18 protein-coding genes and 1 tRNA gene are annotated in these 23,139 nt (G+C 69.2%); 10 read left to right on the top strand and 9 right to left on the bottom strand.

Annotated features, from left to right (window positions below):
• Nucleotides 1-48 precede the first annotated feature (48 nt).
• From HUA76_RS26040 to hrpB, 3 genes are all read left to right on the top strand, one after another.
• Nucleotides 49-753: an HAD family hydrolase gene (locus HUA76_RS26040; RefSeq protein WP_174462375.1), complete on the top strand. Its 705-nt coding sequence runs from the start codon at nt 49-51 to the stop codon at nt 751-753.
• 72 nt (nt 754-825) lie between these two features.
• A complete protein-coding gene (locus HUA76_RS26035) occupies nt 826-2,454 on the top strand; it encodes a hypothetical protein (protein ID WP_174462374.1) in 1,629 nt (542 codons plus the stop codon).
• A gap of 35 nt (nt 2,455-2,489) precedes the next feature.
• Entirely contained in the window at nt 2,490-5,054 is a 2,565-nt protein-coding gene (gene hrpB, locus HUA76_RS26030) for an ATP-dependent helicase HrpB (protein ID WP_174462373.1), read from the top strand.
• Here the strand turns inward: hrpB and HUA76_RS26025 are convergent, their stop codons facing one another.
• Nucleotides 5,055-5,531, bottom strand: a complete 477-nt coding sequence (locus HUA76_RS26025) for a GNAT family N-acetyltransferase (protein ID WP_141642664.1) — start codon at nt 5,529-5,531, stop codon at nt 5,055-5,057. It lies immediately after the preceding gene.
• 78 nt (nt 5,532-5,609) lie between these two features.
• On the opposite strand from HUA76_RS26025, the gene HUA76_RS26020 reads away from it, so the two are divergent.
• The 3 genes from HUA76_RS26020 (at nt 5,610) to HUA76_RS26010 (ending at nt 8,798) form a co-directional block, all read left to right on the top strand.
• Nucleotides 5,610-6,794, top strand: a complete 1,185-nt coding sequence (locus HUA76_RS26020; protein WP_174462372.1) for an MFS transporter — start codon at nt 5,610-5,612, stop codon at nt 6,792-6,794.
• A 15-nt stretch (nt 6,795-6,809) separates the two neighbouring features.
• Nucleotides 6,810-7,862: a hypothetical protein gene (locus tag HUA76_RS26015; protein ID WP_141642666.1), complete on the top strand. Its 1,053-nt coding sequence runs from the start codon at nt 6,810-6,812 to the stop codon at nt 7,860-7,862.
• A gap of 135 nt (nt 7,863-7,997) precedes the next feature.
• On the top strand, nt 7,998-8,798 hold the full coding sequence (locus HUA76_RS26010; RefSeq protein WP_174462371.1) for a hypothetical protein: 801 nt from the start codon (nt 7,998-8,000) through the stop codon (nt 8,796-8,798).
• 86 nt (nt 8,799-8,884) lie between these two features.
• On the opposite strand, the gene fdxA is transcribed toward HUA76_RS26010, so the two are convergent.
• The 4 genes from fdxA to HUA76_RS25990 form a co-directional block, all read right to left on the bottom strand.
• On the bottom strand, nt 8,885-9,223 hold the full coding sequence (gene fdxA / locus HUA76_RS26005; RefSeq protein ID WP_141642668.1) for a ferredoxin FdxA: 339 nt from the start codon (nt 9,221-9,223) through the stop codon (nt 8,885-8,887).
• Nucleotides 9,224-9,331: 108 nt separating this feature from the next.
• Nucleotides 9,332-10,420, bottom strand: coding sequence for an aspartate-semialdehyde dehydrogenase (gene asd, locus HUA76_RS26000; protein ID WP_174455243.1), 1,089 nt, complete (start codon nt 10,418-10,420; stop codon nt 9,332-9,334).
• A 72-nt stretch (nt 10,421-10,492) separates the two neighbouring features.
• A complete protein-coding gene (locus tag HUA76_RS25995) occupies nt 10,493-10,843 on the bottom strand; it encodes a rhodanese-like domain-containing protein (RefSeq protein WP_141642670.1) in 351 nt (116 codons plus the stop codon).
• 105 nt (nt 10,844-10,948) lie between these two features.
• On the bottom strand, nt 10,949-12,100 hold the full coding sequence (locus HUA76_RS25990) for an acyl-CoA dehydrogenase family protein (RefSeq protein WP_174462370.1): 1,152 nt from the start codon (nt 12,098-12,100) through the stop codon (nt 10,949-10,951).
• Nucleotides 12,101-12,248: 148 nt separating this feature from the next.
• Between HUA76_RS25990 and HUA76_RS25985 the strand changes: the two genes are divergently transcribed.
• Nucleotides 12,249-12,320 (top strand) — tRNA-Cys (locus HUA76_RS25985).
• A 124-nt stretch (nt 12,321-12,444) separates the two neighbouring features.
• Here HUA76_RS25985 and HUA76_RS25980 read toward each other — a convergent pair.
• Nucleotides 12,445-14,109, bottom strand: coding sequence for a nitrous oxide reductase family maturation protein NosD (locus HUA76_RS25980; RefSeq protein WP_254614475.1), 1,665 nt, complete (start codon nt 14,107-14,109; stop codon nt 12,445-12,447).
• A 120-nt stretch (nt 14,110-14,229) separates the two neighbouring features.
• On the opposite strand from HUA76_RS25980, the gene HUA76_RS25975 reads away from it, so the two are divergent.
• From HUA76_RS25975 to HUA76_RS25965, 3 genes are all read left to right on the top strand, one after another.
• On the top strand, nt 14,230-16,029 hold the full coding sequence (locus HUA76_RS25975) for a SpoIID/LytB domain-containing protein (RefSeq protein WP_371817245.1): 1,800 nt from the start codon (nt 14,230-14,232) through the stop codon (nt 16,027-16,029).
• Nucleotides 16,030-16,149: 120 nt separating this feature from the next.
• Nucleotides 16,150-17,394 carry an energy transducer TonB gene (locus tag HUA76_RS25970; protein ID WP_141642674.1) on the top strand — a complete coding sequence of 415 codons (1,245 nt, stop codon included), beginning with the start codon at nt 16,150-16,152 and terminating at the stop codon, nt 17,392-17,394.
• Nucleotides 17,395-17,464: 70 nt separating this feature from the next.
• Complete coding sequence (locus HUA76_RS25965; RefSeq protein WP_174462368.1) at nt 17,465-18,400, top strand: cation diffusion facilitator family transporter; 936 nt, start codon at nt 17,465-17,467, stop codon at nt 18,398-18,400.
• A 155-nt stretch (nt 18,401-18,555) separates the two neighbouring features.
• Here the strand turns inward: HUA76_RS25965 and gcvP are convergent, their stop codons facing one another.
• From gcvP to gcvT, 3 genes are all read right to left on the bottom strand, one after another.
• A complete protein-coding gene (gcvP, locus tag HUA76_RS25960) occupies nt 18,556-21,462 on the bottom strand; it encodes an aminomethyl-transferring glycine dehydrogenase (protein ID WP_141642681.1) in 2,907 nt (968 codons plus the stop codon).
• 87 nt (nt 21,463-21,549) lie between these two features.
• Nucleotides 21,550-21,942, bottom strand: a complete 393-nt coding sequence (gcvH, locus tag HUA76_RS25955) for a glycine cleavage system protein GcvH (protein WP_174455238.1) — start codon at nt 21,940-21,942, stop codon at nt 21,550-21,552.
• Nucleotides 21,943-21,972: 30 nt separating this feature from the next.
• Nucleotides 21,973-23,055: a glycine cleavage system aminomethyltransferase GcvT gene (gcvT, locus tag HUA76_RS25950; protein ID WP_174455237.1), complete on the bottom strand. Its 1,083-nt coding sequence runs from the start codon at nt 23,053-23,055 to the stop codon at nt 21,973-21,975.
• Between the last annotated feature and the right edge of the window lie 84 nt (nt 23,056-23,139).

Here is a 23,139-nt window from a genome sequence, read left to right as displayed (position 1 = left end):
GGCCGTGACGTGACTTCCGGACTCGCGTCGGCCCTAGGCTTCCGTTAGATGGGGGCCATGCGCCCCACGGTCCTCCTGTTCGATATCGATGGCACCCTCGTCACCACCGGTGGAGCGGGACGCCGTGCCATGGACCGAGCCTTCGAGCAGCTTCATGGTCGCCGCGATGCCTGCGACTCCTTCCACATGTCCGGCATGACGGACCGAGCCATCGTCCGCACCGCTCTGCGCATCATCGGTGTCGAGGACACCGAGGCCGCCATCGATGCCGGCATCGCCGCCTACCTCGCGCACCTCGCGGATGAAATCCAGAAGGTGGAGGCTCCTCGCTACCGTGTGTTCCCCGGCATGCGAGAGGCCGTACTCGAGGCGCGAAGCCGCCCCGGATTCGCCGTGGGACTCGGCACCGGCAACGTCCGCGACGGCGCTCGCCTGAAGCTGGAGCGCGTGGCCATCCATGATCAGTTCGCCTTCGGCGGCTTTGGCTGCGACCACGAGAACCGCGTGGAGCTGATCCGTCGAGGTGCCGAGGCGGGCGCGGCGACACTCGGTGTCCCGCGCGAGCAGTGCCGGGTGGTCGTCATCGGAGATACGCCCAAGGACGTCGACGCGGCCATCGGCATCGGCGCCGAGTGCATCGGCGTGGGCACCGGGACCTTCACCGCCGAGGCCCTTCTCCAGGCCGGCGCACACGCCGCCTTCCCTGACTTCTCGCACCGCGAGGCCCTTCCGACGCTGCTCGGCGGAAGCTGACGCCTCCCACCCGCGCTCGGAGCCGAGCCCGGCCTGTGGTATCTCCCGCCGCCCTTCCGAGGAGCCCGTCGCATGTCATCCACGCTCGAGTCCTATGAGCTCATCCGCTTCGCCGAGGCCTTCGAAGGTCGGATCGCGACCGCGGGCGAGATGCTCGCCGGCCGCCCCGGTCTGGAAGCCGAGAAGAGCTGGCTGACCACCGCCTTTGAGCTGGTGCGCACCACTCGCGCACCCGCCGCTGGCGTGGTCGACCGCGTCAAGGACCTGCCCGAGCTGGATGAAGCTCGCGAGGAATATGCCTTCCATCAACAGGGCCTGTGGGTCGATGCCCTGGAGAAACTGCACGCGGGCATCACCTTCACCGCCAGCAGCCGCGCTCCCGTCATCGAAGCGCTCTTCCCCCACCTCAAGTTCGCCCAGCTCCGACGCGCGCCTCGCGAAGTCATCTTCGAGTACGCCACGTCCTACGAGCGGCGCACCCGCAGCTCCTACGTCTCCCGCATCTTCGCTCGCGAGGACTTCGCGCTCGTCCGTCCCGTGATGGACCAGGTCGCCGCCGCGCATGCCGCGTGGCGCGCCAGTCATGAGCCCGCGCCACTCTCGCTCGAACAGGAGGCCGTGCTCCGCGAGGAGTTGGTGAACCTGGGGCGCAAGCTCGAAGTGGCGCTGCGACAGGCGCGCCTGCTCTCCGAGGCCGCGCTCGTCCCCGTGCCCAGTGTCCATGAAGCCGCCGCGCTCGGCCTCAAGCCCAAGCGTAAAGCGGGTCGCGGACTGGCTCCCTCCGACGATGGTTTGGGGGCACTGGACCTCGAGCCTTCGGACTCCATGGAGCCCACCGAGGCCGAACTCGCGGAGGTCGCTGCCCTGGATTCGTCGTCCGACGACGCGGAGCCTTCCGCCCTACGGCACAGGGCTGGGAGCAACCCGGCGGCGACCGAACCGCTCGATACGGATGAGCCCGTGGACGTCGACGTGCACTCGACTCGCGGCAAGAACGAGGCACAGTCTGCCCCCGCTCTCGAGGGTGTCGAGGACGCGTCCGTGTCCGAGGACCTGGGGACCAGCGAGCCGACGCCTTCCGTTGTCGAGAGCCCTGCTTCCGAAGGCGGACCGGTCCAAGGCGGAGCTCGTGGCCGCAAGCGCGATGCGAACGCCTCCGCGCCCGTCGTCGAGTCCGGGTCCGACGCAACGGGCGTCCCCGCTCCGTCGGGCCGGGATTCGCCTCTCGAACTCGATGGCGGCCACGCCCCCGTGGATGCGCGCGCTGACACGACGGAGGAGCCGCGTGCCTCGGGCCCTCGTGGACGCAAGCGTGACGCCGAAGGTGCCCCCACTTCAGTCGCTGAAGGCGCGGACATCGCAGGGTCTTCACGTCCCGCCGCGGGCCGCGGGCGAAAGCGCGGCACAGAACCGGGTTCGACCTCTGCCGACGCAGCCAGTGCGCCAGAAGGTGCGCGCGGACAGGTGACTCGTGGCCGTGCGCGTGATTCGAGTCCGCTCCCCACCGCTGGTGGTGACACTGCTGACTCATCGGCGGACTCGCGTACCCAGAGCTCCCGCGGACGTGCTCGCGATTCGAGCGAACCCTCGGCATCCACCGATACCGCGACCCCGGAAGGCTCGCGTGCCCAGGCTCCCGCCGTGCGCAAGAAGAAGGGCGTGACGTCGACCCCTGGCGCGGCAGGCACCGAGACCCCCTGAGCGAGCCTCGGCTCGCGCGTTCAAGGAACCCGGACATGGCGGACGCCGCCCTTCCCATCGACCCGCTCCTTCCGGAAATCGTCTCCACCTTGCGCGGTGCGCGCTCGCTCGTGCTCGAGGCTCCTCCCGGCGCCGGAAAGACGACGCGCGTGCCTCGCGCACTGCTGGAAGCCGGGCTCGGCGGGGGCAAGGAGATCGTCGTCCTCCAGCCGCGACGCCTCCCCACCCGACTCGCCGCCCAGCGCGTGTCCGAGGAAATCGGCGAGCGCGTGGGCGACACCGTCGGCTATCAGGTCCGCTTCGAGGACGTGCGCAGCGCCAAGACCCGCCTGTCCTTCGTCACCGAGGGCGTGCTCGGACGCCGCCTCCTGTCCGACCCGACCCTTCGCGACGTGGGCATCGTCGTGCTCGACGAGTTCCACGAGCGACACCTGTCCGCCGACATCTCGCTCGCGCTGCTGCGCCGCCTGCAAGAGACTCGTCGCCCCGACCTCAAGCTCGTCGTCATGTCCGCGACCCTGGAGGCCGAACCTGTCCGGGCGTACCTTGGAGGTTGTCCCTCCCTGCGCTCCCAGGGCCGACGCTTCGACGTCAGCGTGGAGTATCTCCCCGCTCCAGATGACCGGCACCTGGACCTGCAGGTCCTCTCCGCCATCAAACGCCTGTTCACCCACGGCGTGGACGGCGACGTGCTCGTCTTCCTTCCCGGCGCCGGCGAGATTCGCCGCACCCGCGACGCCTGCGCGGAGTTCGCCGAGCGCCATGACGCCGACGTCCTCCCGCTCCACGGAGACCTGTCCCCCGCGGAACAGGACCGCGCCGTGCGCAGGAGCTCGCGCCGGAAGATCATCCTCTCCACCAACGTGGCGGAGACCTCCGTCACCATCGACGGTGTCGCCGTGGTCATCGACACCGGCCTCGCACGTGTCGCCAGCCATTCGCCGTGGTCCGGGCTGCCCACCCTCAAGCTGTCCAAGGTGAGCCGTGCCTCCGCCATCCAGCGCGCCGGACGCGCCGGACGCACCCGTGCCGGCCACTGCATCCGCCTCTACACGCAGCACGACTTCGATGGCCGTCCCGAACAGGAGGCCCCCGAAATCCGCCGCATGGACCTGGCGGAGACCGTGCTCTCCCTGCGCGCCTCCGGCGTCGTCGACCTCGGTGCCTTCCCTTTCTTCGAGCCTCCTCCCGCGGCGTCACTCGACGCGGCCGAGACGCTGCTTCGCCGTTTGGGCGCCGTCGACCCGAAGGGCATCGTCACGGACGTCGGACAGCGCCTGCTGCGCTTCCCCGTCCACCCCCGCCAGGGCCGGGTCATCGTCGAAGGTGAGCGCCGGGGCGTCGGCGCCGAAGCAGCCACGCTCGCCGCGCTCATGGGCGAGCGGGACATCCGTCGAGAGGCCCGCGCCAATCTGGGCGGAGGAGGCCGCGCCGCCGCCGTCGTCAGTGGACCCTCGGACCTGCTCGAATTGCTGGAGCGCTTCCGCGAGGCCGAACGCACGGGCTTCGCGTCCGGTCGACTGCATTCGCTCTCCCTCGAACAGGGCGCGGTGCAGTCCGTGGACCGCGTCCAGAAGCAGCTCCGGCGCACGGTGCGCAGCCAGGGCGAGAAACCCCACCGCGCGGAGGACATCGAGCAGGCTCTCATGCTCAGCGTCCTCGCCGGCTACCCGGACCGCGTCGCGCGCAGGCGCAGACCTCGCTCTCCCGAACTGCTGCTCTTCGGCGGCGGCACCGCGTCCCTCTCCGAGCTGAGCGTCGTGCAGGACGCGGACTTGATGGTGGCCGTGGACGCCGAGGAGCGCCCCGGCAAAGGCGCCGTGGTGCGACTGGCCAGCTCCGTCGAACCCGAGTGGCTGCTGGACCTCTACCCCGAGACACTCGAAGAGGTGGACACCCTCCAGTGGAACGCCGAGGCACGACGCGTGGAACGCCTCACGCGCCTTTCCTACGGCAACCTCATGCTCGAGGAGACCCGCGCTCCCGCGCCCGCCTCGGAACAGACCGCGCGGGTGCTCGTCGAAGCGGCGCTCGCGGCGGGCCCCGGACGGTTCGCGGACCCCGAGGCCCTGCAGCAGTGGCGCACGCGCGTGGCCCTGCTCACGCAGGCCTTCCCCGAGGCGAAGTTCCCCACCGTGGATGACGCCTTCCTGCGCGATGCGCTCGCATCCCTGTGCTCGGACGCGCGCAGCTTCAAGGACCTGGAAGGCGTGTCCCTCATCGACGCGCTCTACGCGCGACTCACCTCCGAGCAACAACGCCTGCTCGCCACCCACGCCCCCGAGCGCGTCACGCTGCCCGGAGGCCGCGGCGTCAAGGTGAACTACGAGCCGGGCAAGCCGCCCTGGGTCGAGTCACGCCTGCAGGATTTCTTCGGGATGGCCCAGGGCCCCAGCGTGTGCGCCGGCCGCGTGTCGCTCGTGCTCCACCTGCTCGCGCCCAACATGCGCGCGGTGCAGGTGACGACCGACCTGGCGGGTTTCTGGGAGCGGCACTACCCGGCGCTCCGCAAGGAGCTGGGACGCAAGTACCCGCGTCACTCGTGGCCCGAGGACCCGAGGCACGCGCAACCGCCCGCGCCCCGCCCTCCGCGCCGCTGACTAGAAACGCTTGCGCATCTCCAGGTGGTCGATACCGCCTTCGAGGAAGACGGTGCCCATCTCGGTGTAGCCGTGCTTCTTGTAGAACTCGAGGGCGTAGAGCTGCGCGTGCAGCATGATGCCCTTGACGCCTCGTCGCCGGGCTTCCTCCTCCAGCGACGTCAACAGCAGCGAGCCCACGCGTGCCTTGCGATGCGCCTGGAGCACCGCCATACGCCCTACCTGGCCCCACAGGCCCTGCTCACCCACGGGAGGCTGAGGCAACATCACCAGCCGCCCCGTGCCAATGGCGTGGCCTCCCTGGTTGGCGATGATGTGGTAGGCGTGCGCGTCTTCTGCATCCCGCTCGATGCCCTCGGGGACGTGCTGCTCCTCGATGAACACCACCTCGCGGATGGCGAGCGCCTGCATGAGCTCCGCCTCACTCTTGATCTGAGTGATGGAGACGGGCGCGGAAGTATCCGTGGGACTGGCCATGTCGCGGGCAAGGTACACAAAAGGACGCGAGGTCAACAGGCGGAAAAGCACCCGGACATGTCAAGGTGCCAACCGTCCATGAACCCCCGCCCCGTCGCCAGCCGTCTGCCGCTGGCGGGCTTCTACTTCTTGTACTTCGCCACCGTGGGCATCGTCCTTCCGTTCCTGCCCGCCTGGTTCAAGTCCCTCTCCCTCTCCGCGACGCAGGTGGGGCTCCTGCTGTGTCTCAGCCCGTGCATCTCGCTCATCGTCCCCTCGTTGTGGGGGCACCTCGCCGACCGCACCGGCCGTACGTCCCGCGTCCTCACCGTGCTGGCGCTCGGCGCGACGCTCGCCTTCGGACTGGTGGCCAGCGCTCGCACCTTCGAGACACTCGTCCCCGCAATGGCGCTGTACGCCTGCTTCGCCTCCGCGTTCACGCCGCTCGTGGACAGCCTCGCCCTCCACCACGTCGCGCGCACCGGTGACAGCTTCGCGCACGTGCGGCTCTTCGGCTCCGTGGGCTTCATCGTGTCGTCCGTTCTCTTCGGACTGCTCGCCACGGATGTGGACCGGACCGTGGTCCTCGTTCCGCTCGCGCTGCTGGCCATGCTCGTCCCCTGGAGCCTCGCCCTGCGCGACACCGCGGCTCCGAGCCGGGGACTGAGCCCCTTCGCCGGACTGAAGCTGCTGCGTCACCGCGACGTACGCTGGCTGCTCGCCGCCACGAGTCTGCACTGGATGGCGTGCGCGCCCTTTCATGGGACCTTCTCCATCCACGTCATGGCGCTGGGCTTGTCCCCCGCGGTGGTGGGAGTCGTGGCGGGCCTCGGTGTCCTCGCGGAAGTGGGCGTGATGGCGCTCTACCCTCGCGTGGCCGGGGGGCTGGCGCCGCGCCTCGTCCTCGCGGTCGCCTTCGCCGCGAGCGCGCTGCGCTGGGGCGGCATGGCCCTGGTGTCGTCTCCCACTGGGATGGTGCTGCTCGCGCCCCTGCACGGCCTGACGTTCGGCGCCTTCTACGTGGGCAGCGTGGCCTTCCTGTCGCGACGCGTGCCCCCGGAGCTGCGGGCCTCAGGACAAGCCCTGTTCGCCGCCTTCACGTTCGGCCTGGGCGGCCTGGTGGGCTACCTGTCCGCGGGGGCCGGCTACGACTGGCTGGGAGGACACCGACTCTTCGCCGTCGCCGGGGTGCTGGAGCTCGTCGCGGCCGGCCTGGTCCTGAGGGCCTCCATCCTGCCCGCGGAGCCGGCGTCGGGGCCCCTCTCCGCGGGGGCCTCGGGGTGATAGGCTGGGGGCCTCATGCGTATCGCCCGACTGCTCGCACTCGCCCTGGGCCTGCTGGCCGGCCCCGCCACCGCTCAGCCGGAGTTCTTCTTCGGCACGGGTGAAGCCCCCACCTTCCGCGAGGAAGCCGTGGACAAGCGCTTCCTCCGCACGCGCCTGTTCCAGGCCCTGAACCAGGGCACCGCGGATGCCGCCTGCGCTCAGGTGTTGGGCGCGTACCTGACGTTGCTCGGCGAGGTGGGCACCCAGTTCCACAAGCGCGACGAGAACTTCATGCTGGACCCCGCGCTGGTGCAGGCGCTGAGCACGCAGTTGGTAACGGACCGCTTCCCGGGCAACAGCTTCTTCGTGGCCATGGTGCGCCGGGTGCTCATCGACAAGCAGCTGCGCACCGACTGGCTCCAGACGGCCGAGTCGCTCGTCCCCTTCTATCCCGCCATCGACATGGCGCGGATGCGCTTCCTCGCCGATGGCGTGAAGCCGGTGGACAGCTTCCTGCTCACCCTGCCCGTGTTGCGTGAGCGCTATGCGGAGGAAGTCAGCCGCGTCAACTCGGTGGCCGTCTCCACCGCCGAGGCCCTGTTCCGCGACAACTACCTGGACCACGACGTGGCCTTCAGCGGCATGGAGCTGGTGGACGTCAAGCTGGAGAAGCCCAAGAAGAAGAAGCTCAAGAAGGGCGAGGAGCCCGAGCCGGAGCGCATGGTGGCCCGCCTCGTCTGGGTGGAGCCCGAGCCTCCCGCGACGGCGACCTACGAGTTCCAGTTCGGCAAGCCGCGCAAGCGCGAGCGCGTGGACATCGTCGCCATCCTCCAGGACAAGCAGTACGTCGACCTCAACAAGCTGCTCAAGGGCAACCGCGTGCTCGTGCGGGGGCGCTTCTGGGAATACAAGAAGGGCCTGTCGTCCGTCGAACTGCGCGACGCCCTGCTCTTCCAGGAGCGGGACTGGGCACGCGTGGGAGCCCTCGTCGAGCCGATGGCGCTGGCCACCTGTCCCCTGGCCGTCAACGACCTGTCCGGCATCGCTCCTGTCCAGCCCGGCGCCTTCAACAGCAGACCGCGCTGAGCCCCTGTCCCTCGCGGGAGCCCCACCTCCGCGAGGTGGGATGGTGACGTCGGCCTTCGACACGTCGTTCCCTGGAGTCGCATCCCTGGCATGACGGCTGCTTCGTCCCTCGCGCCAACGCCAGCGAGGGATGACATGAAGGTCGACGCCGAGGCCCCAGCCGACAGCACTCCGACGAAGCAACGCCCCGACGCGGAGCGGTTCCAACGGGCACTCCAGGAAGCACCTCAGCGAAGCGCCGCGCTGCCCGCGTCCAGGCCGCCGGCCGCGCTCGCTCCCCTCCGCGCACCGGCCCCCGCGCTTCGCGCCCCGCCCCGCGCGGAGGCACTCATCGCCGCGCGCGCCACGTCGCCCGTCCTCGCGACCACTCGGGGAGCACTGGCCAGTCCAGAGCGCCTCGCGGTGACACGCCAGGCGATGCATGCCGAGTCCTCCCGCCTGGGCAGCGTCCGCGGTGAAGCCCAGGCCTCAAACCAGGAGCGCACCGAGCACCGACTCACGGACCTCCTCGCCCGAGAGCTTTCGCGCGAGCCCCGGGTGCCCACGAGCGCCCCCCTCAAGACGGAGTCGGTGCTCGCGCCACCCGAGGCCCCTCGGCTCGCCGCTTCGCCCGAGAGCACGGGGACAGAAGGACGCATGCCAGCGACAGGCGCGGGCAGCGCGGCACGGAGCGAGGCGTCCCCCACCTCCCGCGTCGATTCGGCGCTGGAGCTCATCGAGCGCATCGAGGTCTTCGTGAAGTCGCAACGTCCGGCGCTGAGCATCAGCGTCCGGGGAACCCTCGACGCGACGGTGGAGGTGGATCGGACGGGCCCTCGCGAAGTGGTGCTGCGCATCCAGGGACACCACGGGCCTGTGCCCACCCAGGATGTCGCTCGGCTGCGGGATGCCCTGGAGGCACGCGGGCTGAAGCTCCGCTCGCTGCGTGCTGGATGAGCGGGCCCGGAACGGCGAAGGCCCTCTCGCCAGCGACGGGCGGGAGGGCCTCCACGAGACTCACGGGCGCGAACGGCGCCAGCTGCCTACTTGCCGGGCGCGGTCTCCAGCATCGCGCGCTTGCCGTCCTTCTCCTTGTACTCCTCGGCCTCGGCGAGCGGCGCCTTCTTCTCCGCGATGTTCGGCCACTTATTGTTGGAGAAGTCGGCGTTCAGCGCCTTGTACTCCGCCCACTTCGCGGGGAGCTCGGTCTCCGGGAAGATGGCCTTGGTGGGGCACACGGGCTCACAGGCGCCACAGTCGATGCACTCGTCCGGGTGGATGACCAGGAAGTTCGCACCCTCGTAGAAACAATTGACCGGGCAGACCTCGACACAGTCAGTGTACTTGCACTTGATGCAAGGGTCCGCGACGACGTAGGCCATGAAAGCTCTCCTCTAAATATCTTCAGCGCGTCCGTGGGCGCGCAGACTAATGGTTCGTTCCAGGGATGGCACCCTGAATTTGTGACACCTGTCCGACGCGTGTCGCTGTCAGCCGAGCAACCCCTGGGCCCGCAGCTGTTCGGCCACGAGGATGGACCCGCGCGCGGCCCCCATCTTGGTGTTGTGGGAGACGAGCACGTACTTGAAGCCGTTCTCCAGCACACCATCCTCGCGCACGCGGCCCACCGTGGTGGCCATGCCGCCATGCGTCTCCCGGTCCAGCCTCGGCTGAGGACGGAATGGGTCGTCCATCACCTCAATCCAGCGAACAGGCGAGGAAGGCAGGTCCCGGGCCACCTCGGCGCCGCGCCACTCGCGCATCGCCTGGGTGACCTCCGCCACCGTGGCCTTGGTGCCGAGCGAGACGAAGACGGACTCGGTATGCCCCTCCATCACCGCCACGCGGGTGCAGGTGCAGGACACCCGAATGTCGTGGGGAGTGAGGGCCGCGCCCCCCGCGTTCAGGGCACCGAGGATCTTCTTCGTCTCCACCTCGACCTTGTGCTCCTCCTTCGGGATGTAGGGGATGACGTTGTCGATGATGTCCATGCCGATGACGCCCGGAGAACGTCCAGCGCCGGACATGGCCTGCAGGCTGGTCATCAGCACGGCCTTCACCCCGAAGCGCTCGACGAGCGGGGCCAGCGTGACGGCGAGGCCCGTCGTCGTGCAGTTGGGGCTGGGGACGATGAAGCCCTTCCAGCCCCTCTTGCGCTGCTGCTCGCGCACGAGCGGCGCGTGCGCGGCGTTGACGGGAGGGATGAGCAGCGGGACGTCGTCGTCGTAACGGAAGGCGCTGGCGGCGGAGAAGACGGGGATGTCCCTGGCCAGCCGCGGCTCCAGCTCACGCGCCACGTCCGCCTCCACGGCGGAGAAGACGAGGTCGTAGTCCCTGGCCTGGAGCGCATCGCCGCTGATGACCTGCATGCGGGCCGTCTCGGGCGACAGCGGCTCCGAGACGAACCACGCCGTCATGCCGTTGGCCGTGCGCAGGGCGTCCCCGTAGGATTTACCCGCCGAGCGAGGCGACGCGGCCAGGCCGGTCAGCTCGATGAACGGGTGATTCCTGAGGGCAGCGATGAACTGCTGCCCCGCGAGTCCGGTGGCGCCAACGAGGGCGGCACGAAGCTTGGCCATGGGGACGGTTCTCCAAAGGAGGATGTCCGCCGCTCCATACACCCTTTGACGACGCACCGCATCCACCGAACCTCAGCGGGGCAGCGCCACCTGGGCACGGACATGGCGCTCGGTGGGGTAGCCCCCCCGAATCCAGCCCGAGAGGCCTCCGTCGAGACACACCGCCTCGCGCCCATGCATGCGCAGCAGGCGGCAGACCCGGCGCACCTCGGACCCGTCGTGCGTGCCACCGCACAGGACGATGAGCTCGTCGTCGGGAAGCATGCGGTGGTCCCGGGCCACCTCCATGGGGGTCATCCTCAAGGCGCCGGGGATGTGCAGATCATGATGCTCCCATTCGGACGAAGCGCGACAGTCGATGACGAGGACCTCGTCATCTCCCAGGCGCAGATACAGCTCGGTACACAGGATGCTGGGCTCCACGAGGACCTCCGCGGGGGGCTCTCGGGGCTCAACCCGGGACCCCGCGGACCTCTTCCATCCCGCCTGGTCGCCTGCCCCTCCCCGGTTGCACCGGGGCCGGCGGGCCTACAGGCCGAGCTGCTTGGCGATGATCTCGTTCATCACCTCGCTGGCCCCGCCACCGATGGGACCCAGGCGGGCATCCCGCCAATGACGCTGGATGTCGTACTCCATCATGTAGCCCGCGCCCCCGTGGAGCTGGAGGCACTCGTCGGCGACGCGGCACGCGGTCTCCGTGGCGACCTTCTTCGCCATGGAGGTCTGCGCCACGGCCCACTCCCCCGCCGCGTGAAGGCGCAGGGCGTGGTAGGTCAGCTGACGGGCGCACTCGCGGGCGGTGAACAGGTCCGCGAGCTTGTGGCGCACCACCTGGAGCTGACTGAGCGACTGGCCAAAGGCGCGGCGCGACTTCACGTGCTCGACGACGCGCTCCAGCATGTCCTCCATGGCGCCCACGGCCCCCAGCGCGAGCGACAGGCGCTCCCACTGGAAGTTGCCCATGATCTGCGAGAAGCCCTGGTTCTCCCCCCCCAGCAGGTTCTCCACGGGGATGCGGCAGTCCTCCAGGAACAACTCGGCGGTGTCCGAGGCCCGCCACCCCAGCTTCTTCAGCTTGCGGCTCACCGTGAAGCCGGGCGTGTCCCTCTCCACCACCAGCATGGACAGCCCCTTGTGCCCCGCGGAGGTGTCCGTCTTCACCGCCATGACGACGAAGTCCGCGCGCACGCCGTTGGTGATGTACGTCTTGGAGCCGTTGACGACGTAGTGGGCGCCATCGCGCCGCGCCGTGGTGCGCAGGCCCGCCACGTCCGAGCCGGCATCCGGCTCGGTGATTCCCAGCGCGCCAATCTTCTCGCCCCGAATCGCCGGGGCCAGCCAGCGGCGCTTCTGCTCGTCCGTGCCGAACAGGTGGAGGGGGCCGGTGGCGATGGTGAACTGCGCCCCCAGGCCCGCGGACACTCCTCCCGAGCCACACCGCCCCAGTTCCTCCAGCAGCACCGCCTCGTAGAGGGGGCCGGCGTCCGTGCCGCCGTACTCGACGGGGTACTTCAGCCCCAGGAAGCCCAGCTCACCGAAACGCGCGAAGAGCTCCCGGGGGAACTCCTCCGCCTCCTCCCAACCCGCGACGTGGGGGAGGATCTCCTTCTCCACCACCGCCCTCACCGTGCGGCGAAAGGCGTCGTGCTCTTCCTCGTACACCCCATGACCATGCAGCATCTGGAAACCCCTCGGCCCATTCGAGCGCGCGAAGCCCAGCGACGGGCACCGCTTCTGACGCGAATCGTACCGGCCGGAGCCGCCCACGGCTTCCGTTGAATCTTGACCGGGCGGCGGAGGGCTGCGTATAAACCCGGCCCCAGCCGTTGGCGCCATAGCCAAGTGGTAAGGCAAAGGTCTGCAAAACCTTCATTCCCCGGTTCGAATCCGGGTGGCGCCTCAATGAAAAAAGGCCCGATGCGGAAGTCACTCCGCATCGGGCCTTTTCATTTTCCGCGGGCCCAGTGGCAGGCCGGTCGCACGGAGGCCCGGCACTCCCCCTGGAGACGGTTCGGTTCAGCGGATCAGCAGCCCAGTTCGACGGCGCCGATGTCGGGGGCACCGCCGCAGAAAGGCAGCCCCACGTCGGTGCCCTTGTCCACGGCCAGGGCGCCCGGGCCAAAGCCCTCGCCCAGGTCCGCGGAGCCGCTGGCGGACGACGCGTCACCCGTCGTGGACTTGAACTGGTCCACGCTCACCACCGCGCCGTTGCTCTTGAACTGACCGCTGGCGGCGAAGAGGTTGTTGCCCAGCTTCATGCCCGGCGCCTGTCCGCCCATGTCCACGGAGATGGCACCGTCCAGGATGTTGTTGCGCACCACCGGAGACTGGGTGGGGCCGCCCGTGCCGTGGCCGATGACGAGGCCGGTGGACACGTTGGTGACGGTGTTGTTCACCACCACGGTGCCCTTGGAGTTCTCCAGGCGGATGCCCGTGCCCTCCCCGCCGCCCGCCGCGGTGATGTCGTGCACGCGGTTGCGGCGCACGACGATGCCGGAGGGCACGGGTCCCTCGTGATTCCCACCCACGGAGATGCCCTTGGCGCCGTCGTAGATTTCATTGTCCTCCACCATCACGTTGTTGGCGGAGTAGTGCACCACCACCACGTCGCCCTTGGCGGTGCTCGACGGGCGGAACTGGTGCATGCGGTTGTTGCGGATGACCACGCCGTAGCAGGTCTTGATGTCCACCGCGTTCTCACGGTTGTTGTAGAAGTGGTTGTTCTCCACCAGCACCCCGTCCGCGGGCGGCAACGAGCTGAAGCCCTCGGGCCCCAGGCACTGCACGGAGTCACCCGAGTTGTCGTGGATGTCGTTGTTGCGGACGGTGATGTCCTTGGACGTGGGCTGCACGACGACGCCGTGCGAGTCCTGGTTGCCCGTCGTCTTCAGGAAGTCGTGGATGTGGTTGTTCTCGATGATGGCGCCGCTGGCCTTGTTGTAGGTCGTCACGCCCGCGCCACCACCACCGTGGTGCAGCTCCGAGTTCACCAGCGTGGAGCCGGTGACGTTGCCCTCGAAGGTGACGCCGAAGATGGGCTGACGCTGCACGTCCAGCTCGAAGCCGTCGATGACCCAGTGCGGCTGACGCACCTGCACCATCGCGCCACTGCCAGCACCGGGGATGATGCGCGGGCTGCCCTCGCCCTGGAGCGTGATCTTCCCGCCCTCGGTGCCCGGCTTCGCGTTGGCGCCGATGATGACGCGCTCGGCGTACGTCCCGGCCTGCACACGGATGACCTCGCCAGGGCCCGCCTGGCTGATGGCCTTGTTGATGGTGCGCAAGGGCTGCGCGGCGCTGCCGTCACCGGCGTCATTTCCAGAGGGGCTCACCACCCACTCGCGGGTAAAGGACTTGGCTGACGCGGGCGACAGCGCATTCGCCTGGATGCCCGGCTGGGGCGAAGGCGTGGCGATGTTGGAGTGGTCCGGATGCGACGGCAGCGCGGCCACGGGCGTGTTGGGGACGGCCTGGACACCGATGGGAGGCAGGCTGCCGGTCGCGCTCGGGGCGCCGGGCGTCGAAGGATTGGAGGGCGTCCGAGTCACCGGAGCACCGGGGATGTTCGGCGTGGGAAGGAAGGCACCCAGGCCCGCTGCGTGAGCGGTCGAACCGAGCATGAGCAGGCTGGCGGCCAGGGTGGCCACGGGAGTCTTCAGCTTCAGGTAGTTGCCTTTGAAAATTCGCATGAGCAGGACCAACGCGAGACGCGCCGCGTTCTATTCGCCACGTGCCAAGCCCACCCGAACGAGCCAACGGGCGTCCGGTCCGTGACAGGCCCCGCCCCGGCGGGTACGGTGTCGCCCCCCGTGCGCACCGCCGTCCTGCTCCTGCTCTCCGTCGTGCTGTTCGCCTCCTGCGCGAGCCCCAAGCCACCACCGAACCTGGCCGGCGCCTCGATGGACAGCCCGGCCAGCGAGCGCCAGGACGCCGGGACGGATGGGGGCTCCGTGGAGCCGCTACCCGTCGAGGACGCCGGGACGACCGACGCGGGCGTGGAGCCCTCCACGGCCGTGAGCACGCCCGGAGAAGACCCGCTCGCCCAGGGCATTCCGGGGCCCGGCGAGCTCAAGCGCCTGGACTTCCGAGGCGGAGAGCCCCGGCTCCCCATCAAGCTCATGGAAGGACGGCGCGAGGCGACGTTCTCCCCCCGAGGCCGGATGCGGATGCGCTTCGGTGGGGCGGTGGACAAGGTGCTGGACGCCGCGGCGGGAACGCGGTGGACGGTGCGCGTGACACAGGGCGAGCCGGCGGTGCTCGCCGCGCGCGTGCAGCTGGGCGAGCACCGGTTCGCGGACCGGGAGGGACTCGCCGCCGCGCAGGAAGAGTGGAAGGCGCGGGGCCTCGCGGTGCGCGCGCAGGTGCTGGGCGCGGTGTACGGCATCGCCGGCAAGGTCATCGACAACCGGCGCTCGCTGCTCCTCGTCGATGAAGTTCTCACCCCCGAGGACGCGGCGACACGACAGGCGGAGCTGCTGCACCAGTTCGGCGCCAGGACGACGCTCTTCGAGGAGGTCCGCACCCCGGCGCGCGCCATCCTCGAGGTGCGCGACGAGTCCGGCGCGGTGGTGGGCCTGGCGCAGGACCGACTGGACGCGGACTCACCGGACGGCGCGGGCTTCGACGTGCGCCAGGTGGAGTTCGGCGTCGGCTACGACTTCCACGGCTTCGAGGACCGGACCTTCCGGGGCGCGCTCCAGTTCTCCGTGGACCGCGCGGGCCTGCTGGCCGTGGTGAACGTGGTGCCGCTCGAGGACCTGCTCAAGGGGCTGGTGCCGGCGGAGATCTTCGCGCGGGCCCACTCGGAGGCGCTCAAGGCCCAGGCCGTCACCGCGCGCGGCGAGGTGCTCGCGAAGGTGGGCATCAAGCACCTGGCGGACCCGTATCTGCTGTGCTCGGAGCAGCACTGCGCGGTGTACCGCGGCCGAACGGGCGAGGCGGCCAGCACCTCCGCGGCGGTGGAGGCGACCCGGGGCGAGGCGCTGTTCAGCGCGGACGGTCGGCTGGTGGACTCCGTCTACAGCGCGGTGTGTGGTGGCCACACCGAGGACAACGACATCGTCTGGGGCGGCCCACCGGACCCGAGCCTGCGCGGACGCCCGGACATCCTGGAGCCCTCGGAGGCCTCCCCTTCCCCTTCGCGGCTGGAGGCCTGGCTGGCCACGCCCGACGTGGGGGCCGCCTGCCGGCTGTCCAGCTTCGCCCAGCCCAGCAAGTTCCGCTGGGAGAAGCGCTTCACGGCGGCGCAGGTGGACGCGCTCGTCGCCCGGCTGGGCGTGGGCCGAGTCCAGGCCATGAGCTTCCAGGAGCGGGGCGTGTCCGGCCGGGCCCGGGTGCTCGCGTTATCCGGGGACCTGGGGGCCACCCAGGTGCGTGGCGAACTGAACATCCGGCGGCTCTTCGGGATGTTGAACAGCAGCATGGCGGTGGTGGAAGCCGAGCGGAACGCCGAGGGCCGGCCCACCCACTGGCTTTTCCGTGGCGGAGGCTGGGGCCACGGAGTAGGGATGTGTCAGACGGGCGCCATCGGCCGAGCGGAGGCCGGGCAGCGCTACCAGGATATCCTCCGTCACTACTTCAATGGTGCTGAAGTCGCCCCCATTTACTGACGTGAAGAGGGGGCGCGCCTGCGGAACAGTGCACGTCTCGTGAATGTCCTCCCCTGCCCACCTGTTCTGCCGCGAACGGGACGGGACTAGGCAGCGGGCCCGGAGGTTTATCATCGCGCCGTGAGCACGGGTTCCTCTCCGAAGACAGACTGGCGCCGCAAGAGGCGGCGGCAATCCCCGTGGCGAGTGGTCGCCGCGGTGCTGCTTGCCCTGGCGGTCCATGTCGCCTACCTGTCGGTCGTGCTCTTCACGGGAACGCTTCCCCCCACGGGGCGTGAGCGCAAGCCCGTCACGCGTCCTCCCACGTCCGTGGCCGTGCGGCCCCTGACGGAGGACCAGTGGTCCCGGAACCGGGGCAAGACGGACTCGAAGACGCAGACGACCCAGAAGCCCCGCGTCCAGGACAAGAAGCCCGAAGAGAAGAAGCCGGAGACCCGGCCCAATGGGCAGGTGGTGGACCTGGCGCCCGGCAACGAGCAGGAAGCCCCCGACGCGAAGTACCTCGCGGAGCACAACAACCGCGTGGACAAGGAGACGCGGGCCCGGGAGCAGACGCCCTTCTACCGGAACGCCATGCCGCAGCGCACCGCGCCCCAGGAGCAGAAGGGCGCGGACGTGGAGCCGCAGGCGCCGCGCATCGCCGGCAACAACGGCATGGGCAACGATGACAGGCCGCTCGCCGAGGGTGGCCAGAAGTTCGCCTTCGAGATCCCCGACATCCACCGCAAGAACGAAGTGAAGGTGAAGACGGACCCGAACACGCCCGGGGGCGTGGCGGTGAACAACCAGAACGAGAGCGACGAGCTGTCGGGCAACGCGAAGCGGCTGCGAATCCAGCCGGGCGACACCGGAGGCGAGGAAGAAGGCTCCGCCGGACGCGTGGGCTCGCCGGGCATCGCCGCGTTGATGCCGTCGCGCGCGGTGATGGACAAGGTGGTGGGCGCGGCGCCCAATGACCACCTGCGCGACGTGGACGAAGGCGACGGCACGCTGCTCAACTCTCGTGAGTGGAAGTACGCCAGCTTCTTCAACCGCGTGAAGCAGAGCGTGGGCATGCACTGGAAGCCCAACGAGACGCTGCGCCGCAGAGACCCTACCGGCAACATGTTCACTGGGAAGGACCGGCACACGATGCTGGAGATCACGCTGGACGAGAAGGGCCGCGTGACGAACATCGAGGTGGAGAAGAGCAGCGGCCTGGACTTCCTGGACATGGAGGCCGTGTCCTCGTTCCAGCGCGCACAGCCCTTCCCCAACCCACCGCCGGGGTTGTTGAACGACGACTCGAAGGTGCGCTTCTCGTTCGGCTTCTTCCTGGAGATGGGCGGCGGCCCGCGCATGCGGCTGTTCCGCCAGCCCAACTGACGTTCGCTTCACCACGCGTGGCGTGCGAGGTCCTCGCGGCCGGACGCGGTTCCCACTACGGTGCCGCGCCGTGGACACCTCCCCCGCCGAGAGAAGCGTCGCGCTCCAGCAGCGCAGCAAACGCATCCGCTTCGTGTTGCTCGCCATCCTCCTGGCCAACTGGGTGGTGGCCGGCGCGAAGCTCATCTTCGGACTCATCAGCCAGTCCGCCGCCGTGACGGCGGATGGACTCCACTCGTTCATCGACGGTGGCTCCAACGTGCTGGGCCTGGTGGCCATGGGCGTGGCCTCGCGGCCCGCTGACGACGACCACCCCTACGGACACGGCAAGTTCGAGGCGCTCGCGTCGCTGGGCATCGGCGCGATGATTGGCATCGGCATGTTGGAGTTGGGGCGCATGGCGCTCGACTCGCTGATGCATGACCGTCACGCGCAGGTGACGCCGGCCATGGCGGTGGTGATGGTGCTCACCCTCTGCGTCAATCTGGTGGTGACGCGGGTGGAGGGGCACTACGGGCGCAAGTACAAGAGCAGCCTGCTGCTGGCGGACGCGAGCCACACGATGTCGGACGTCTTCGTCACGCTGGCGGTGCTCGCGTCGTTGGGCCTGGTGGCGATGGGCTACCCCAAGGCGGACGGCATCATCGCGCTGGGCGTCATGGTCTTCGTGGCCTGGGTGGCCTACGGCATTGTCCGGCAGGCGGTGGGCATCCTCTCCGACACGGCGAGGTTGGACCCCGCGCAGGTGGCGCAGCACACCGTGGGCGTGGCCGGCGTGCGCAGCTGCCGCGACGTGCGCAGCCGGGGCATGGAGGAGAGCGTCTACGTGGACCTGAAAATAGAGGTGGACCCGAACCTCACCACCGCGCAGGCCCACGAGGTGGCGGACCGGGTGGAGCGCACACTCCACGCCGCCTATCCGCAGGTGGTGGACGTCGTCGTCCACGTGGAGCCGGAGCACGACGGCGCGGACCGCGCGCAAGGTGCCACGCCGCACGTGAGCTGAGTCGGCGTCCCTCATGACGCGCGGGAGCGCGAAGGCCCCGCGAGAGACAAGAGCCGCATGCTCTCGTGGGCCGAGGCAAAGGCCCGCGAAACGACAAGGGCCGCCTCCCCACGTAAGGGAGACGGCCCCAGGAAGCACCCGGCCTATACGGCCCGTCAGGCGACGGCGGGCTTCGGCTCCGGCGTCATGTAGTCCTCGATGGGCGGGCACGAGCACACGAGCTTGCGGTCCCCGAGCACGTTGTTCAGGCGGCCCACGGACGGCCAGAACTTGTTGTCGCGCACCCACGGCGCCGGGAACACAGCCAGCTCTCGCGAGTACGGGCGGTTCCACTCCGGATTCGTAATCGTGCGGACCGTGTGGGGCGCGTTCTTCAGGACGTTGTTGTCCTTCGGCATGCGCCCCTCCTCGACCTCACGAATCTCCTGACGAATCGCGATCATCGCGTCGCAGAAACGGTCCAGCTCCGCGCGGGACTCGCTCTCCGTCGGCTCGATCATCAGCGTGCCCGCGACGGGGAACGACACCGTCGGCGCATGGAACCCGTAGTCCATCAGCCGCTTGGCCACGTCCTCGACCTCGACACCCGACGTCTTCTTCAGCGGGCGCAGGTCGACGATGCACTCGTGCGCCACCCTGCCCCGCTTGCCCCGGTACAACACCGGGTAGTGGGGCTGGAGCCGCTCGGCGATGTAGTTGGCGTTGAGGATGGCCAGCTTCGTCGCCTTCGTCAGGCCCTCGCCGCCCATCATCGCGATGTACATCCAGGAGATGAGCAGGATGCTCGCGCTGCCCCACGGGGCCGCGGAGATGGCGCCGATGGCGTCCGCCCCGCCCGTCTGGATGACCGGGTGTCCCGGCAGGTACTTCACCAGGTGGCTCGCCACGCAGATGGGACCCATGCCCGGGCCACCACCGCCGTGCGGGATGCAGAACGTCTTGTGCAGGTTGATGTGGCAGACATCCGCGCCGACCAGCCCGGGCGCCGTGAGGCCCACCTGCGCGTTCAGGTTCGCGCCATCCATGTACACCTGCCCACCACGCTCGTGGATGATGGAGCAGATCTCCTTGATCTCCTCCTCGAACACGCCGTGCGTGGACGGGTACGTCACCATCAGCGCGGCGAGCTTGTCCTTGTGCTCCTCCGCGCGGGCGCGCAAGTCGGTCAGGTCGATGTTGCCGTTCTCATCGCACTTGGTGACGACGACCTTGTAGCCCGCCATGACGGCGGAGGCCGGGTTGGTGCCGTGCGCGGAGGACGGGATGAGGCACACGTCGCGGTGCCCCTGCCCTCGCCCCTGGTGGTACGCGCGGATGACGAGCAGGCCCGCGTACTCGCCCTGGCTGCCGGCGTTCGGCTGCAGCGAGCAGCCCGCGAAGCCCGTGATTTGCGAGAGCATCTGCTCGAGCTGCTCGAAGATGACCTTGTAGCCGGCCGCCTGCGAGGTGGGCGCGAAGGGATGCAGCCGGCCGAACTGCGGCCACGTCACCGGAATCATCTCCGCGGTGGCGTTGAGCTTCATCGTGCAGCTGCCGAGCGGAATCATCGAGTGCGTCAGCGACAGGTCCTTCGCCTCGAGCCGCCGGATGTAGCGCAGCATCTCCGTCTCGGAGTGGTAGCTGTTGAAGACGGCGTGCGTGAGGAACGCGCTCGTGCGGCGCAGCTCCGGCACCACCGGCGTCTCCACGTTGGCGCCCACGTCCTCCAACGACGGCGCCGCCGCCTTGCCCGCGCCCGTGGCGAACGCGGTGAGGATGGCCTCCACGTCGGACACGCGGGACGTCTCGTCCAGCGACACACCCAGCGTCTTCTCGTCGATGCGGCGGAAGTTCATCCGCGCCGACTCCGCCGCCCCGAGCACCGCGCGCACCTGCGGCGTCGTCAGCTCCACGCGCAGCGTGTCGAAGTACTGCTCGTGCCGGACCTTCAGGCCCAGCTTCGCCAGCCCCCGCGCCAGCAACACGGTGAGCCCGTGCACGCGCTCGGCGATGGCCTTCAGGCCCTGGGGGCCATGGTAGACGGCGTACATGCTGGCGATGACGGCCAGCAGCACCTGCGCGGTGCAGATGTTGCTCGTCGCCTTCTCGCGGCGGATGTGCTGCTCGCGCGTCTGCAGCGCCATGCGCAGCGCGCGCCGGCCCTGCGCGTCCTCGGAGACGCCGATGAGGCGGCCCGGCATCACGCGGGTGTACGCGTTCTTCGTCGCGAAGTAGCCCGCGTGCGGACCGCCGTACCCCATGGGCACGCCGAAGCGCTGCGCGCTGCCCACCGCCACGTCCGCGCCGAACTCGCCCGGAGGCGTCAGCAGCGTGAGGCTCAAGAGGTCCGCGGCGACGATGAACAGGCCCCCCGCCGCATGAACCTTCTCGCCGAACGCGCGGTAGTCCAGCACCGCCCCATCCGTGGCCGGGTACTGCACCAGCGCGCCCACGTACTTCTTCGCGCCCAGGTCCACCGTGCGGTGGTCACCCACGACGACCTCCACGCCCAGCGGCTCGGCGCGCGTGCGCACCACATCCACCGTCTGCGGGTGGCAGCCCTCGGAGACGAAGAAGGCGGCATTGGCGTCGTCGCCCTTCACGTGCAGCGCCAGCGCCATCGCCTCGGCGGCGGCCGTGCCCTCGTCGAGCAGGGACGCGTTGGCGACCTCCAGGCCCGTCAGGTCCATCACCAGCGTCTGGAAGTTGAGCAGCGCCTCCAGCCGGCCCTGGGCAATCTCCGCCTGATAGGGCGTGTACTGCGTGTACCAGCCCGGGTTCTGGAAGATGTTGCGGAGGATGACGTTGGGCGTGTGCGTGTCGTGGTAGCCCATGCCGATGAAGGACCGGAACACCTGGTTCTTCGCGGCGATGGCCTCCAGCTGAGCGAGCAGGTCATGCTCCCCACGCGCCGGCCCCAGCCGCAGCGGCTCCTTGGAGCGGATGGCCGGAGGCACGGTCTGGTCGATGAAAGCATCGAGCGAGTCCACGCCCAGCGCGGACAACATCTGCTTCAGCTCCTGCTCATCCGGACCGATGTGCCGGCCGGCGAACGACTCCTGGTACTTCCAGTTCAGGGACATGGCGGTGGTGGCTCGCGTGCGACTCACGACGGCGGAGTCGGAAAATTCGAGGACCGTCACTAACAACGGCCCTGCGGCGCTTCACTCTCAGGCTTCTTTGAGCAGGTTGCCGTAGGCGGCGGCATCCAGGAGCTCGCTCAACTGCTTGGTGTCCGAGAGCTCGATTTCGACAATCCACCCGTCGCCATAGGGGTCGGTGTTCAGCGTCTCGGGGGCGTCGGAGAGTGCAGCGTTCACCTTCGTGATCTTCCCGGAAACGGGCGAGAAGAGCTCGGAGACGGCCTTCACGGACTCGACGGTGCCGAACGGCTCGTCCTTTTCGATCGTCGTGCCCACCTTGGGCAGCTCCACGTAGACGACGTCGCCGAGCGTGTTCTGGGCGTGGTGGGTGATGCCCACCGTCACCTTGTTGCCCTCGACGCGGGCCCACTCGTGCTCGTTGGTGTACTTGAGGTTTTCGGGGATGTTCGGATCGGACATGGGGTGCTCCTCGACAGGGCTAGAAGGAACTCAGGGCTTCTTGTGGAACGGCGTCTTCACCACCACGGCGGGAACGGCGCGACCGCGAATCTCGACGTCGAAGGTGGAGCCCTCCGCGGCCAGCTCCGCGGGCACGTAGCCGATACCGATGGGCTTCTTCACCGTCGGGCCCATGGTGCCGCTCGTCACCTCGCCCACCGGCTTGCCGTCCTTGTGGATGGGATAGCCGTGACGGGGGATGCCCGCGCCGGTCAGCTCGAAGCCCACCAGCTTGCGCTTCACGCCCGCGGCCTTCTGCGCCACCAGCGCGTCCTTGCCGATGAAGCCCGCCTTGTCCAGCTTGACGATCCACCCCAGCCCCGCCTCCAGCGCGGTGTGCGAGTCGTCGATGTCATTGCCGTAGAGCGCGTACTTCATCTCCGTGCGCAGGCTGTCGCGCGACGCCAGGCCGCACGGCTTCACGCCGTCCTGCTCGCCCTCGGTGAGCAGCGCGTTCCAGAGCGCCACCGCGTCACCCGGGGCGCAGTACAGCTCGAAGCCATCCTCACCCGTGTAGCCGGTGCGCGAGATGATGGCGCGCACGCCCGCCACCTCGCCCTCCGCGAAGCGGTAGGTGCCCACCTTGGACGTGTCCGTCTTCGTCAGCCGCTGCACCAGGCCGGCGGCCTTGGGGCCCTGCACGGCGATCTGCGCGTAGTCCTCACCCCGGTCCACGGGCGTGACACCGCGCGCATGCTCCTTCATCCACGCGAAGTCCTTGTCGCGGTTGCTCGCGTTGACGCAGATGAGGATGCGCTCGGGGCTGAAGCGGTAGGCGACGACGTCGTCGACGAAGCCTCCCTGCTCGTTGAGCAAGCCCGCATAGACGGCCTGCCCGTCCGCGATGCGAGCGAGGTCATTGGAGATGAGGGCGTTGACCGTCTCCAGCGCGCCGGGACCCGCGAACTCCACCTCGCCCATGTGCGACACGTCGAAGAGTCCAACGTGGTTGCGCACCGCCTCGTGCTCGGCGATGACGGAGGTGTACTGAACGGGCATGTCCCAACCCGCGAAGTCGACCATCCGAGCGCCCAGCGCGCGGTGGGCGTCGTTGAGCGGCGTACGCCGGGCCATCGGCTTCTCCTGATGAAGGGGGAGTGAAAACGGCGCGGACTATAGCCGCGCACCTTCGCCGATCAAGGCCGACGGGGACCGTCT

The sequence above is a fragment of the Myxococcus sp. CA056 genome (assembly GCF_013336715.1).
In the GTDB taxonomy this organism is placed as follows: Bacteria; Myxococcota; Myxococcia; order Myxococcales; family Myxococcaceae; genus Myxococcus; species Myxococcus llanfairpwllgwyngyllgogerychwyrndrobwllllantysiliogogogochensis.
The sequence above is the reverse complement of the archived record's forward strand: the minus strand, read 5'-3'. Positions and strand labels throughout refer to the sequence as shown.

Excerpts from the sequence above, each read along its gene's own strand:
- HUA76_RS26040 (WP_174462375.1), top strand. The coding sequence starts at position 49 with ATGGGGGCCATGCGCCCCACGGTCCTCCTGTTCGATATCGATGGCACC.
- HUA76_RS26035 (WP_174462374.1), top strand. The coding sequence starts at position 826 with ATGTCATCCACGCTCGAGTCCTATGAGCTCATCCGCTTCGCCGAGGCC.
- hrpB (WP_174462373.1), top strand. The coding sequence starts at position 2,490 with ATGGCGGACGCCGCCCTTCCCATCGACCCGCTCCTTCCGGAAATCGTC.
- HUA76_RS26025 (WP_141642664.1), bottom strand. The coding sequence starts at position 5,531 with ATGGCCAGTCCCACGGATACTTCCGCGCCCGTCTCCATCACTCAGATC.
- HUA76_RS26020 (WP_174462372.1), top strand. The coding sequence starts at position 5,610 with ATGAACCCCCGCCCCGTCGCCAGCCGTCTGCCGCTGGCGGGCTTCTAC.
- HUA76_RS26015 (WP_141642666.1), top strand. The coding sequence starts at position 6,810 with ATGCGTATCGCCCGACTGCTCGCACTCGCCCTGGGCCTGCTGGCCGGC.
- HUA76_RS26010 (WP_174462371.1), top strand. The coding sequence starts at position 7,998 with ATGAAGGTCGACGCCGAGGCCCCAGCCGACAGCACTCCGACGAAGCAA.
- fdxA (WP_141642668.1), bottom strand. The coding sequence starts at position 9,223 with ATGGCCTACGTCGTCGCGGACCCTTGCATCAAGTGCAAGTACACTGAC.
- asd (WP_174455243.1), bottom strand. The coding sequence starts at position 10,420 with ATGGCCAAGCTTCGTGCCGCCCTCGTTGGCGCCACCGGACTCGCGGGG.
- HUA76_RS25990 (WP_174462370.1), bottom strand. The coding sequence starts at position 12,100 with ATGCTGCATGGTCATGGGGTGTACGAGGAAGAGCACGACGCCTTTCGC.
- HUA76_RS25980 (WP_254614475.1), bottom strand. The coding sequence starts at position 14,109 with ATGCGAATTTTCAAAGGCAACTACCTGAAGCTGAAGACTCCCGTGGCC.
- gcvP (WP_141642681.1), bottom strand. The coding sequence starts at position 21,462 with ATGTCCCTGAACTGGAAGTACCAGGAGTCGTTCGCCGGCCGGCACATC.
- gcvH (WP_174455238.1), bottom strand. The coding sequence starts at position 21,942 with ATGTCCGATCCGAACATCCCCGAAAACCTCAAGTACACCAACGAGCAC.
- gcvT (WP_174455237.1), bottom strand. The coding sequence starts at position 23,055 with ATGGCCCGGCGTACGCCGCTCAACGACGCCCACCGCGCGCTGGGCGCT.